The organism is Mycobacterium sp. IDUB_3, assembly GCF_055419585.1.
This window is the reverse complement of record NZ_JBVAXZ010000002.1, coordinates 362,338-375,291: the sequence shown is the minus strand read 5'-3', so window position 1 is coordinate 375,291 and position 12,954 is coordinate 362,338. Positions and strand designations below refer to the sequence as shown.

At 69.3% G+C, this 12,954-nt stretch carries 11 protein-coding genes; 2 read left to right on the top strand and 9 right to left on the bottom strand.

Going from position 1 to position 12,954, the window contains the following annotated elements:
- Window positions 1–46: 46 nt before the first annotated feature.
- From infB to rimP, 4 genes are all read right to left on the bottom strand, one after another.
- Window positions 47–2,824 carry a translation initiation factor IF-2 gene (gene infB, locus ACZYVJ_RS22650; protein WP_463833409.1) on the bottom strand — a complete coding sequence of 926 codons (2,778 nt, stop codon included), beginning with the start codon at window positions 2,822–2,824 and terminating at the stop codon, window positions 47–49.
- Between the two features lie 85 nt (window positions 2,825–2,909).
- Window positions 2,910–3,155, bottom strand: coding sequence for a YlxR family protein (locus tag ACZYVJ_RS22645; protein WP_463833833.1), 246 nt, complete (start codon window positions 3,153–3,155; stop codon window positions 2,910–2,912).
- Window positions 3,156–3,340: 185 nt separating this feature from the next.
- A complete protein-coding gene (gene nusA, locus ACZYVJ_RS22640; RefSeq protein ID WP_463833408.1) occupies window positions 3,341–4,396 on the bottom strand; it encodes a transcription termination factor NusA in 1,056 nt (351 codons plus the stop codon).
- Entirely contained in the window at window positions 4,396–4,929 is a 534-nt protein-coding gene (gene rimP, locus ACZYVJ_RS22635) for a ribosome maturation factor RimP (RefSeq protein ID WP_463833407.1), read from the bottom strand. Before rimP ends, nusA begins: the two co-directional genes overlap by 1 nt.
- Window positions 4,930–5,157: 228 nt before the next feature.
- Here rimP and ACZYVJ_RS22630 point away from each other — a divergent pair, with 228 nt between their 5' ends.
- Together ACZYVJ_RS22630 and ACZYVJ_RS22625 are read left to right on the top strand one after the other, a co-directional pair.
- The gene (locus ACZYVJ_RS22630) at window positions 5,158–5,688 is read left to right on the top strand and encodes a hypothetical protein (RefSeq protein WP_463833406.1); all 531 of its coding nucleotides are present in this window, start codon (window positions 5,158–5,160) and stop codon (window positions 5,686–5,688) included.
- Window positions 5,685–6,131, top strand: a complete 447-nt coding sequence (locus ACZYVJ_RS22625; RefSeq protein ID WP_463833405.1) for a ferritin-like domain-containing protein — start codon at window positions 5,685–5,687, stop codon at window positions 6,129–6,131. Before ACZYVJ_RS22630 ends, ACZYVJ_RS22625 begins: the two co-directional genes overlap by 4 nt.
- On the opposite strand, the gene ACZYVJ_RS22620 is transcribed toward ACZYVJ_RS22625, so the two are convergent.
- The 5 genes from ACZYVJ_RS22620 to cobO all read right to left on the bottom strand — a co-directional run bounded on the left by ACZYVJ_RS22620 (window position 6,128) and on the right by cobO (window position 12,946).
- Complete coding sequence (locus tag ACZYVJ_RS22620) at window positions 6,128–7,876, bottom strand: proline--tRNA ligase (RefSeq protein WP_463833404.1); 1,749 nt, start codon at window positions 7,874–7,876, stop codon at window positions 6,128–6,130. The genes ACZYVJ_RS22625 and ACZYVJ_RS22620 overlap by 4 nt on opposite strands.
- Before the next feature lie 114 nt (window positions 7,877–7,990).
- Window positions 7,991–9,607: an MFS transporter gene (locus ACZYVJ_RS22615; protein WP_463833403.1), complete on the bottom strand. Its 1,617-nt coding sequence runs from the start codon at window positions 9,605–9,607 to the stop codon at window positions 7,991–7,993.
- A 33-nt stretch (window positions 9,608–9,640) separates the two neighbouring features.
- Window positions 9,641–10,846 (bottom strand): uroporphyrinogen-III C-methyltransferase, encoded by a 1,206-nt coding sequence (cobA, locus tag ACZYVJ_RS22610; protein WP_463833402.1) that lies wholly within the window; start codon window positions 10,844–10,846, stop codon window positions 9,641–9,643.
- A 64-nt stretch (window positions 10,847–10,910) separates the two neighbouring features.
- On the bottom strand, window positions 10,911–12,335 hold the full coding sequence (locus ACZYVJ_RS22605; protein WP_463833401.1) for a cobyrinate a,c-diamide synthase: 1,425 nt from the start codon (window positions 12,333–12,335) through the stop codon (window positions 10,911–10,913).
- Window positions 12,332–12,946, bottom strand: coding sequence for a cob(I)yrinic acid a,c-diamide adenosyltransferase (gene cobO, locus ACZYVJ_RS22600; protein ID WP_463833400.1), 615 nt, complete (start codon window positions 12,944–12,946; stop codon window positions 12,332–12,334). Before cobO ends, ACZYVJ_RS22605 begins: the two co-directional genes overlap by 4 nt.
- Window positions 12,947–12,954 lie beyond the last annotated feature (8 nt).

Here is a 12,954-nt window from a genome sequence, read left to right as displayed (position 1 = left end):
TTCACCGCCTTCTCCTCGTCAGTTCGTTCTGGATCGTCGGCGGTGGTCAGGTCCGTTCCTTCTGGACCAACTCGTAGGACTCGATTATGTCGCCTTCCTTGAGGTCGGAGTACCCCAGCGTCATACCGCACTCGAAGCCCTCGCGGACCTCGGTCACGTCGTCCTTCTCCCGTCGCAGCGAGGTGATCGAGAGGTTGTCGGTGACCACGATGTTGTCCCGCAGCAACCGCGCCTTGGCGTTGCGGCGCACGATGCCGCTGCTGATCATGCAGCCGGCGATGATGCCGACCTTGGAGGACCGGAAGATCGCCCGGATCTCGGCGCGACCCAGCGTGTTCTCCTCGTAGATCGGCTTGAGCATGCCGCGCAGGGCCTTCTCGATCTCGTCGATCGCCTGGTAGATCACCGAGTAGTAGCGGATCTCCACACCCTCGCGGTTGGCCAGCTCGGTGGCCTTGCCCTCGGCGCGCACGTTGAAGCCGATGATCACCGCATCCGAGGCCGACGCCAGGTTGACGTTGGTCTCGGTGATGCCACCGACACCGCGGTCGATGACGCGCAGCGCCACCTCGTCGTCGATCTGGATGCCCATCAGGGCCTCTTCGAGGGCCTCGACCGTACCGGCGTTGTCGCCCTTGAGGATCAGATTCAGCTGGCTGGTTTCCTTCAGCGCCGAGTCCAGGTCTTCCAGGCTGATCCGCTTGCGGGAACGCGCCGCCAGCGCGTTGCGCTTGCGGGCGCTGCGCTTGTCGGCGATCTGGCGGGCGATGCGGTCCTCGTCGACGACCAGCAGGTTGTCGCCGGCGCCCGGCACCGAGGTGAACCCGATGACCTGGACGGGCCGCGACGGCAGCGCCTCTTCGACGTCCTCGCCGTGCTCGTCGACCATCCGGCGAACCCGGCCGTACGCGTCGCCGGCCACCACCGAATCGCCGACGCGCAGCGTGCCGCGCTGCACCAGGACCGTTGCCACCGGCCCGCGACCGCGGTCCAGGTGCGCCTCGATCGCCACACCCTGAGCCTCCATGTCGGGGTTGGCCCGCAGGTCCAATGCCGCGTCAGCGGTCAGCAGCACCGCCTCGAGCAGCTGCTCGATGTTGGTGCCCTGCTTGGCGGAGATGTCGACGAACATGGTGTCGCCACCGAAATCCTCTGCCACCAAACCGTATTCGGTGAGCTGGCCGCGGATCTTGGCCGGGTCGGCACCCTCGACGTCAATCTTGTTGACCGCCACCACAATCGGCACGTCGGCCGCCTGGGCGTGGTTGATGGCCTCCACCGTCTGCGGCATGACGCCGTCGTCGGCGGCGACCACCAGGATGGCGATGTCAGTGGCCTTCGCACCGCGGGCACGCATGGCGGTGAACGCCTCGTGACCCGGGGTGTCGATGAAGGTGATCGGCCGTTCTTCTCCGTCGTGTTCGACGGTCACCTGGTAGGCACCGATGTGCTGGGTGATGCCGCCCGCTTCGGCCTCGCGGACACTGGCGTTCCGGATGGTGTCCAGCAGTCGGGTCTTACCGTGGTCGACGTGACCCATCACGGTCACCACCGGCGGCCGGGTCTGCAGGTCTTCCTCGCCACCCTCGTCTTCGCCGTAGCTCAGGTCGAAGGATTCGAGCAGCTCGCGGTCCTCGTCCTCGGGGCTGACGACCTGGACGACGTAGTTCATCTCGCTGCCCAGCAGCTCGAGCGTCTCGTCGCCGACCGACTGCGTGGCCGTGACCATTTCGCCGAGGTTGAACAGCGCCTGCACCAGCGAGGCCGGGTTCGCGTTGATCTTGTCGGCGAAGTCGCTCAGCGACGCGCCGCGGGCCAGCCGGATCGTCTCGCCGTTGCCGTGCGGCAACCGCACGCCACCGACGACGGGTGCCTGCATGTTCTCGTATTCGGCACGTTTCGCCCGCTTCGACTTGCGACCACGTCGCGGCGCACCGCCGGGACGGCCGAACGCGCCGGCGGCACCGCCGCGCTGGCCGGGACGGCCACCGCCGCCGCCACCACCGGGACGACCGCGGAAACCGCCGCCACCTCCGGGCGGGGCGCCGACTCCGCCGCCACCGCCGCCGCGGTAATTGCCGCCGCCGCCGTCACGGCCGCCGGGACCGCCGGGACGGCCACCGCCGGGACGCGGGGCGCCGGGCCGGGCCGGGCGACCCGGCCCGCCTGCACCGGCGGGTCGGGGCGGCATGTTGCCCGGCGAGGCACCGCCGGGACGCGGCGCGCCCGGTCGGGGCGCTCCGGGACGGGGCGCCTGCGGGCGCGGGATGGGCCGGTCGACGGGTTGCGCCGACGAGAAGGGGTTGTTGCCGACGCGTGGGGCGCGGGGCTTGGGCATCGGGCCCGGACGCGGGCCGGGCGTCATGCCGGGACGCGGCGCCTGGCCGGGCGGCTGCCCGGCCGCGGGCGGTTTCGGCTGGCCGGGAGACGGCGCGGATGGCCGGTCGGGAGCCGGGCCGGGACGGGCCGGGGCCTCGGCGGGAGCCGCCGAGGAGGCCTGCGGAGCGGCCGGCTTGGCGGGCGTCGCCGTCGCCTCGCCGTTGCCGCCGACGCTGCCGATGGCGTTGTCGAGGGCCTTGTCGAGCGATTTGTCGGGAGCCTTGGCGGCGGGAGCCTTGGCCCCTTGCGCCGAGGCTTTCGCCGGGGCCTTCTCGGCGGCCTTGCCGCCGCCGAAGGACTCGCGCAGCCGGCGAGCCACCGGCGCTTCTACCGTCGACGATGCGGATTTAACGAATTCGCCCTGATCATTCAGCCGGGCGAGGACTTCCTTGCTGGTAACACCGAGTTCCTTAGCCAACTCGTGTACGCGGGCCTTACCTGCCACTACATCTCCTGTCTATGAGGCGACAGTCGTGGGGCCGCGCCTCGGGAATTAGCTGTAACGCATAGGAATGCGAGTCATCGGGACTTCACGGTGTGCTCATGTTCTTTGCTACCTGTTCTGTTGCCGGGCGCTCGGGCGCACAGAGAGACTCTATGTGCTCGATCACCGCGGATGTGTCCGGTGAACCGGTGATGCGCAGCGCTTTGGTGAAAGCCCGCCGCCGGATTGCCTGTTGCGCGCACTGCGGCCCGGGATGCAGCCATGCACCCCGCCCCGGCAGGCTATTGCCTGTGTCGACGATCACGGCGAATCCGCCGTTCCCGTCCGGCACAGCCACCACTCGAAGCAGCTCGACGGCCAGCTCTCGCTTCCGGCACCCGACACATGTCCGTACAGGTCCACCGGCATGACGGTGTAACCCTCTGGTTTCGGGATCCGAAAGTTCGCGCTGGATCACGGCTCAGTCTAGCGTCACCGAATAGATGGTCAGAACCACCCGAGGCTGCGCGGGCGCCGCTAGCGGTCGTGGGCCATTCCGTGGCTGGCACCGTGTTCGGACTGGCTCTCCGAATGTCCCCCGGAGCCGCCGGGTGAGTCCCCGCGGATGTCGATGCGCCACCCGGTGAGCCGGGCGGCCAGACGCGCGTTCTGGCCCTCCTTGCCGATGGCCAGCGACAACTGGAAGTCGGGCACCACCACGCGGGCGGCGCGGGCCGCCTGGTCGATGATCGAGACAGACACCACCTTCGCCGGCGACAGCGCGTTGGCGACGAAGCGCGCCGGGTCCTCGTCGTAGTCGATGATGTCGATTTTCTCGCCGGAGAGCTCGCTCATCACGTTGCGGACCCGCTGCCCCATCGGGCCGATGCAGGCGCCTTTGGCGTTCAGGCCGGGAAGGTTGGACTTCACCGCGATCTTGGAGCGATGGCCGGCCTCCCGGGCCACGGCCACGATCTCCACCGATTCGTCCGCGATCTCGGGGACTTCCAGCGAGAACAACTTGCGGACCAGGTTGGGGTGGGTCCTGGACAGGGTGATCAGCGGTTCCCGGGCGCCACGGCTCACCCCGATCACGTAGCACCGCACGCGGTTGCCGTGCTCGTAGCTTTCACCGGGAACTTGCTCGGCCGCCGGGATCACGCCCTCGGAGGCCTTCGTCTCGGTGCCCATCCGGACCACGACCAGCCCCCGCGCGTTGGCCCGGCTGTCGCGCTGGATGACGCCCGCGACGATCTCCCCCTCGCGGGTGGAGAACTCGCCGTAGGTCCGCTCGTTTTCGGCGTCCCGGAAGCGCTGCAGCATGACCTGGCGCGCGGTGGTGGCGGCGATGCGACCAAAACCCTCGGGAGTGTCGTCCCATTCACTGATGACGTTGTCGTCTTCGTCGGTCTCCCGGGCCATCACCCGCACGACGCCGGTCTTGCGGTCGATCTCGATCCGCGCGTCGTTCTGGTGGCCTTCGGTGTGCCGGTAGGCGGTGAGCAGCGCCGACTTGATGGTCTCGAGCAGCTCGTTGACCGAAATGCCCCGATCCACCTCGATGGCGTGCAGTGCGGCCATGTCGATGTTCATCAGCGCCGCTCCTCCGTCTTCAGGACCTGACCCATACCCGCCAGTTCCAGCTCCGCTTGGTTAGGGGGCGAAAACTCCACCTGGACAACAGCTTTCGCGATGTCACCGAATGGAATCTCGCGCACCGTCCAGTCCCGGCCGGCGCGGACCACCAGAGCGACCGTGTCCTCGGTTGTCTCACCGACCCGGCCGGTCAGCTTCGATCCGTCCGACCGGACGACGTCGACCTTGCGGCCGCGGGCCCGACGGAAGTGCTTCGCGCTGGTCAGCGGGCGATCGACGCCGGGCGAGGAGACTTCGAGCACGTAGTGGTCGTCGAAGGTGTCCACGCCGTCGAGCAATGCCGATGCCGAGCGGGACAGCGTGGCCGCCGTGTCCAGATCGAGGCCGTCGTCGCCGTCGGCGATCACCAGGATTCGCGGTGGGCGGGTCCGGGCGTCGATGACCACGTCTTCGATCTCGAATCCGGCGCGCGCAAACTCTGCACCGAGTAGCTCGATCACCTGCGTCTGCGACGGTAGCCCGGTGGTCACGGCGAGCTCCTCATCTTGAGTTGTCCGGTCATCTGGCGGATGTCGGCGCCCCGATGGCTTCGCAGGCGGCTTCCGGTGTCCCGGCGGAGAAACATCCGTGCCGACAGTTGCTGTCGGTGGCTGCCCTCTGCGAGAACCAGCTATCCACGATACGCCAGGATTCGCTTATGACGGCGCGATCGCGTCCTGGCATCGTGCCCGCCTGCGCGCCGATGGCAGGATGTCCTTGTGGCTAGCGCAGTTCCGTTCGTCAACAGGCGAGATGTCCTTGCCGGTGGTGTGGCTTTCGCTGCGCTCGGGGCGGTCGCGACCGCCTGTGGCAAATCCGCGCCCAAGCCGCCGCTCGTCGAGCAACTGCTGGGGCCGTTGGATCAGGCGCGGCACGACAGCACACTGGCGGGTGCCGCTGCGGCGGCCGTCGGAAACCCCCCTCAGGTCGCCGCCGCGCTGACGGTGGTGGCCAGCCAGCGTGCCGCGCACGCCCGCGCACTGTCCGCGGAGATCTCGCGGGCGGCCGGCAAGCTCGCCACGTCGTCCACCAGCGAGGCGCCCAGCCCGAGCCAGGCCGCACCGGCCGGGCCGCCACCGCCCCCGCCGCCGGTGTCCGACGTGATCAACGCGCTGCACGCGTCGGCCGACAGCGCGAGCCGGCTGGTGGGCACCGAATCGGGCTACCGGGCCGGGCTGTTGGCCTCGATCGCCGCCTCCTGCACGGCGTCGTACACGGTCGCGCTGGTGCCCGGGGGTCCGTCGATATGACCTCCGGCAAGGACGCCGACAACCAGGCGCTGTGCGACGCGCTGGCGATCGAGCACTCGACGATCTACGGCTACGGCATCGTGTCCGCACTGTCGCCGCCCAGCGTGAACGACATGGTGGTGGAGGCGCTCGCACAGCATCGCCAGCGCCGTGACGACGTCATCGCGATGCTGACCGCCCGCAAGGTGACCGCCCCGATCGCCGCTGCCGGCTACCAGCTGCCGCTGGTGGTGGGCGGCCCGGCCGACGCCGCGCGACTTGCCGCACGGATGGAGAACGACGGCGCGGGCGCGTGGCGCCTCGTCGCCGAGCACGCGGAGACCGGCGCGGACCGCGCGTTCGCCTCGACGGCCCTGGTTCAGAGCGCGGTGATGGGCGCCCGGTGGAGCCGGGTGTTGGGCGCCTGGCCCATCACGACGAGCTTCCCCGGCGGCAACGACTAGCCGTTAAGGGCGGCCGCGATGTCGGTGGCCAGCGACGGCCCTGTCGCCAGTTCTCGCGTTCGGCCGCCAAAGCGGTCGCGAAGTTCCACCACGCCGTCCGCCCAGCCCCGCCCCACCACGACGATCCAGGGCACCCCGAGCAGTTCGGCGTCCTTGAACTTCACGCCGGGTGACGCCTGGCGGTCGTCCAGCAGCACCTCGACGCCCAGCCGGTCCAGCTCGCCGGCCAGGTCCGTGGCGCCGGTGCGAGCTTCCGCGTCTTTGTTGGCGATCACCAGATGGACGTCGAACGGCGCGACCGCCGACGGCCAGCGCAGCCCGAGATCGTCGTGGTGCTGCTCGGCGATGACGGCAACCATCCGCGAAACCCCGAGGCCGTAGGAGCCCATGGTCAGGCGCACCGGCTTGCCGTCCTCGCCGAGCACGTCGACGGTGAAGGCGTCGGTGTACTTGCGGCCGAGCTGGAAGATGTGCGCGACCTCGATACCGCGCGCCGAGACCAGCGGCCCCGCGCCATCCGGTGAGGGGTCACCGTCGCGCACCTCGGCCGCCTCGATGGTGCCGTCGGCGGTGAAGTCGCGGCCGGCGACCAGCCCGACGACGTGGCGCCCTGGCTCATCGGCCCCGGTGATCCAGCTGGTGCCGTTCACCACCCGCGGGTCGACTAGGTAGCGAACACCGTTGCCCTGCAACGCTTTCGGTCCGATATACCCCTTCACCAGGAACGGGTACTTGGCGAAGTCGGCGTCGTCGAGCAGGGCGTATTCGGCCGGTTCCAGCGCCGCGCCCAGCCGTTTGTCGTCGACCTCGCGGTCCCCCGGCACCCCGATGGCCAGCAATTCCCACTCCCCGCCGGGCTGGCGCACCTTGAGCAGCACGTTCTTCAACGTGTCGGCCGCGGTGACGGCGCGGCCCAGATCCGCCTGGTTGGCCCAGTCCACCAGGGTGGCGATGGTCGGGGTGTTGCCGGTCTCGTGGACCACCGCTTCGGGCAGCCCGTCGATAGGTTGCGCCTCCGGGCGGGCGGTGACGACGGCCTCGACGTTGGCCGCGTAGCCGGACTCCAGGCACCGCACGAAGGTGTCCTCCCCGACCGCGCTCTCGGCCAGGAACTCCTCCGAAGCGCTGCCACCCATGGCGCCCGACACCGCGGAGACGATGACGTAGCGCACCTGCAGGCGCGCGAAGATGCGCTGATAGGCCTCCCGATGCGCGTGGTAGGCGGCCTTGAGTCCGGCGTCGTCGATGTCGAACGAGTAGGAGTCCTTCATCAGGAACTCCCGCACGCGCAGGATGCCGGCCCGCGGCCGCGCCTCGTCACGGTATTTGTTCTGGATCTGATACAGCAGGACCGGAAAGTCCTTGTAGGAGCTGTATTCGCCTTTCACGGTCAGGGTGAACAACTCTTCGTGGGTGGGGCCCAGCAGGTAGTCGTTGCCGCGGCGGTCCTGCAGCCGAAACACCGAGTCGCCGTATTCGGTCCACCGGTTTGTCGTCTCGTACGGTGCGCGCGGGAGCAACGCGGGGAACAAGATCTCTTGCCCGCCAATGGCGTTCATCTCCTCGCGGACGATGCGCTCGATGCGGCGCAGCACCCGCAATCCCAGCGGCAGCCAGCTGTACAGCCCGGGCGCGACGGGCCGGATGTAGCCGGCTCGGATCAGCAGCTTGTGGCTGGCGACTTCGGCATCGGCGGGATCGTCGCGCAAGGTGCGCAAAAACAGCTGGGACATCCGGGTGATCACAGCGGGCCAGCCTAGCGGTGGCTAGGGGCCTGACGACGATGCGGGCCACTCAGGCCCGCTGAGGAGCCAGGCAATCCAGCACACCGAAACGAACTAGGGCGCAAGGCGGGTGAGCTACAGCTCCCCGGCGTCCATCGCTTCCTTGACCTCTTGCGCGTGCGCAACCTGGTCGGGGGTGTAGCCGATCAACAGCGCCGCGGCGCCGACGAGGACGGCCACGCCGGCCACCCACAGCAGCCCGTAGGTGTAGCCGTGGTCCAGCGCGGACAACTGCGCGTCGTTCATGAACTTCACCGGGCCGGTGGTGCCGCCCAGATACAGAGTCCGCGAGGTGATCACCGCCTGGATGACGGCCAGCACCAGCGGGCCGCCCAGGCTCTGCAGCATCAGCGTGACCGCCGACACCGGGCCGATCTGATCGAAACCCACGCCGGCGATGGCCGACAGCGTCAGGGGGACGACGGCCATGCCGATGCCGATTCCGCCGACCACGATGGGCAGCACCAGGTTGGGGAAGTAGGCGACGCCGCGGTGCATGAACGCCCAGCCGTACAGCATCGCCCAGAACAGCAAGATCCCGCCGCCGATGGTCAGCACTCGCGGCGAGAACCGTGATACCAGCTGCGAGGAGACGCCGAGGCCGATTCCCATCGCGATGACGAACGGGATGAAGCCGATGCCGGCGCGCAGCGCGCTGTAACCGAGGATGTCCTGCACGTACAGACCGATGCACACGGTCAGGCTGAACATCAGCCCGCCGGCCAGGAAGATGGCGATGAAGGTGACCAACCGATTGCGGTCGCGGAACAGGTCGAAAGGAACGACGGGATTTTCGGCCGTGCGTTCGACGATGACGAAGGCGAGGGCGGCACCCAGCGCCACCACGCCCGACCCGATGGTGGTGATCGACACCCAGCCCTTTTCCGGACCCATCGAGAAGGCGAACACGGCCGCGGTGCAGGTCAGGGTAGCCAGCATGGCCCCGGTCGCGTCGAGCTTCATCCGCTCGCGGTTGGTCTCGCGCAGCGCCGTGCGGGCCAGGTAGATCATCACCAGGCCGATCGGCACGTTCACCAGGAACGCCAGCCGCCACGACACCTCGGTGAGCGCGCCGCCCACCACGAGGCCCATCACCGAACCGATCGCCGTCATCGCGGCGAAGACCGCCGTCGCGAAGTTACGGGCCGGGCCCTTGGGGAAGGTGGTCGCCACCAGAGCCAGACCAGTCGGTGAGGCGATGGCCGAGCCGACACCCTGTGACAGCCGCGCGATGACCATGGTCGCCTCGTCCCAGGCGACCGCGCACAACACGGATGAAATGGTGAACAGCGCGACACCGACGATGAAGGTGCGCTTGCGCCCGATGGTGTCGCCGAGGCGACCGCCCAGCAGCATCAGCCCGCCGAACGTCAGCACGTAGGCGGTGATCACCCAGCTGCGACCGGCGTCGGACAGGCTGAGCTCGTTCTGGATCTTGGGCAGCGCGACGATGGCGACGGTGCTGTCCATCGTCGCGAGTAACTGCATACCGCCGATTGCGATCACGGCCGCGATGAAGCGGCGGGAGGGCAGCCACGCCGGGTAGTACTTGCTGATGCGCTTTAAGGCGGTCTCCGCCGGGGGCTTGGAGGCGGTCTCCGCCGGGAGCGCAGTACTCACCGGGGCCGGACGATCGGGGCGCGCCGAGGCCAGTTTCTGCACCGCGCGCTCTGCATCGTTGAGAGCCGTCATAAAGGGTTACCTTACAGTAATCTTAAGAACCGTTTAAAGCCCGAACGCCGCCACGGCGCCGATCACGATGATCGCGGGAGGTCGGATACCCTCGGCGCGAATCTTTTCCGGCGTGTCGGCCAGGGTGGCCCGCAAAGTATGTTGCGCGGCGGTCGTTCCATGCTGAACCACCAGCACCGGGGTATCTGCAGGTCGGCCGCCTTTGAGCAGGGCTTCGGCGAAAAGCTCGATGCGTTCGACCGCCATCAGCAAAACAATCGTGCCCGACATCGCGGCCAGTGCATCCCAATTCACTAACGATTCGGGATGACCGGGTGGCAGATGGCCGCTGACCACCACGAACTCGTGATTTATCGCCCGATGCGTGACCGGAACGCCCGCCAAAGCGGGCACTCCTATGGCACTTGTCACACCCGGCACCACCGTCACGGGTATCCCGGCCTCGACGCACGCCAGCACCTCTTCGTAGCCGCGGGCGAACACGAAGGGGTCGCCGCCCTTGAGGCGCACCACGAAGCTGCCCGCGCGGGCGCGTTCGATCATGGCGTCGTTGATGGCGTCCTGGGCCATGGCCCGCCCGTACGGGATCTTGGCGGCATCGATGACTTCGACGTGCGGGGGCAGCTCGGCGAGGAGTTCCGGCGGGGCGAGACGGTCGGCGACCACGACGTCGGCCTGGGCCAGCAGGCGCCGGCCGCGCACGGTGATCAGTTCGGGGTCACCGGGCCCGCCGCCGACCAGCGCGACGCCACCCTTGACGACGTCGGAACTCACCGGGCTGTCGGGCGTGATGAGCCCGGTCTGCAGCGCCTCGCGGATGGCCGAGCGGATCGCCGCCGACCGGCGGTGGTCGCCGCCGGCCAACACTCCCACAGACAGCCCCGCATAGTCGAAAGATGCTGGGGTGACTGCGGTCCCCTCGACGGCGATGTCGGCGCGGACGCAGAAGATGCGGCGGCTTTCGGCCTCGGCGACCACCGACTCGTTGACTTGCGCGTCATCGGTGGCCGCGATCGCATACCAGGCTCCGTCGAGGTCGCCGTCGCGGTATTCGCGCAGTGCCAGGGTGATTCCCGTCATCGCCTCGACCGAGCGGGTGGCGCTGCGGGAGATGACGTGGACGTCGGCGCCGCTGGCGATGAGCAACGGCAGCCGGCGCTGGGCGACGGTGCCGCCGCCGACCACGACGACCTTTTTGCCGGTCAATCGCAGCCCAGCGAGGTAGGCGCTCTCGGTCACCCGGCAAGCCTAGTGGCGACCGCCAGCGCGGCGAAGCCGGGCGCCGCGGGTCGCCACCATCGATCTAGTGGCGACCGCCAGCGCGGCGAAGCCGGGCGCCGCGGGTCGCCACCGATCTAGCGCCGCGCGCGTGTGCGACGAAGCGCGCCACCGCCTCCGGCGCCGCGGCAGGATGGGTGTGCAGATACGACGCATGCACACCGGCGTGCACGACGCCGTCGCGCACGGGGCCGCCGTGCCGGTTGCCGTCGTGGGCCGAATACATCCAGGCAGGCTGATAGTCCTCGGTGAATGTGACTGTGGTGCGGTGGAATTCGTGCCCCACCGCGCGCTGGCCGACGGCATACAGCGAGGAATCCGCGACGGCGACGGCGTCGCGGTACGCCAGGGTCAGGTGCGACGTGAACCGCGCCTGCCCCGCCAGCACACCACACATCGGATGGCCGTCGAGCTCGGAGACCAGATAGATCAGCCCGGCGCACTCGGCGTGTATCGGCGCCCCGGCGGCGGCCAGTCCGTTGATCTGCCGGCGCACGACCGCATTGGCCGAGAGCTCCGCGGTGAACTGTTCGGGAAACCCGCCGGGCAGCAGCACCGCGTCGGTGCCGTCGGGCAAGGCGTCGACGAGCGGGTCGAATTCGACGACGTCGGCGCCGGCTGCCGCCAGCAGTTCCGCGTGTTCGGCATAGCCGAAACTGAATGCCTTGCCGGCCGCCACCGCGACGGTGGCGCTGCCCCCGGGCGTCTCCCCCACCGCCGCCGCGGGATCCCACGGCGGCTGCGCGACCCGGCTGCCGGCGACCGCGGCGATGGCCGACAAGTCGACGTGGCGCGCAACCAATTCGGTCATCGCCTCCACCGCCAGCCGCGCACGCTGCCCGTACTCCACGGCGGTGACCAGCCCCAAATACCTTGTCGGCAGCTCTAATTCGGCGACCCTGGGGATGGCGCCCAACACCGGGACGCCGGCGTGTTCGCAGGCCTGCCGCAGCACCTGCTCATGCCGCGCCGACCCGATGCGGTTGAGGATCACACCGGCGACGCGGGTCGCGGTGTCGAACGTCGAAAAGCCGTGCAGCAGCGCGGCGATGCTCTGGCTCTGCCCGCGCGCGTCGACGACCAGGACCACCGGCGCGCCCAGCAGGCCGGCGACGTGGGCAGTCGATCCGGCCGCGGGAGTCGAGGCGGCCGGCCCGATCCGCCCGTCGAACAGCCCCATCACCCCTTCGACCACGGCGATGTCGGCGCCACTTGCGCCGTGGGCATACAGCGGGCCGATCAGGTTCTCCCCCACCAACACCGGATCGAGGTTACGGCCGGGCCGGGCGGCGGCCAGACCGTGGTAGCCGGGATCGATGAAGTCCGGGCCGACCTTGAACGGCGCCACGGCGTGGCCCGCCTGCCGCAGGGCGCCGATCAAACCTGTTGCTACCGTGGTCTTTCCGCTGCCGGACGCGGGAGCGGCGACGACGACGGCGGGAACACTCACCACTCGATGCCCTTCTGCCCTTTACGCCCGGCGTCCATCGGGTGCTTGACCTTGGCCATCTCGGTCACCAGGTCGGCCGCGTCGATCAGGCGCTGCGGCGCGTCGCGTCCGGTGATGACCACGTGCTGATGCCCGGGCCGGGCGGCCAACGCCCCCACCACCTCGTCGACGTCCACCCAACCCCACTTCAGCGGATAGGTGAACTCGTCCAGCACGTAGAAGTCGTGGCGCTGATCGGCCAGCCGGTGCGCGATCTCCGCCCAGCCGTCGGCCGCGGCCGCCGCGTGATCGACGTCGCTGCCCGCCTTGCGGGTCCAGGACCAGCCCGCGCCCATCTTGTGCCATTCGACGGGCCCACCGACCTGGTCCTGGTCGTGCAGCCGGCCCAGCTGGGCGAAGACCGCCTCCTCCCCCACCTTCCATTTGGCGCTCTTGACGAACTGGAACACCGCGACGGACATTCCGGCATTCCAGGCCCGCAGCGCCATGCCGAACGCCGCCGTGGACTTCCCCTTGCCGGGGCCGGTGTGCACGGCCAGCACGGGCGTGTGGCGGCGCGCCCGCGTGGTCAGGCCGTCGTCGGGAACTTGCAGTGGAACGCCTTGTGGCATCAGCGTTT

Coding starts and splice junctions, on each gene's coding strand:
- cobO (WP_463833400.1), bottom strand. CDS start 12,946: ATGCCACAAGGCGTTCCACTGCAAGTTCCCGACGACGGCCTGACCACG.
- ACZYVJ_RS22625 (WP_463833405.1), top strand. CDS start 5,685: ATGACCTCCGGCAAGGACGCCGACAACCAGGCGCTGTGCGACGCGCTG.
- ACZYVJ_RS22615 (WP_463833403.1), bottom strand. CDS start 9,607: ATGACGGCTCTCAACGATGCAGAGCGCGCGGTGCAGAAACTGGCCTCG.
- nusA (WP_463833408.1), bottom strand. CDS start 4,396: ATGAACATCGACATGGCCGCACTGCACGCCATCGAGGTGGATCGGGGC.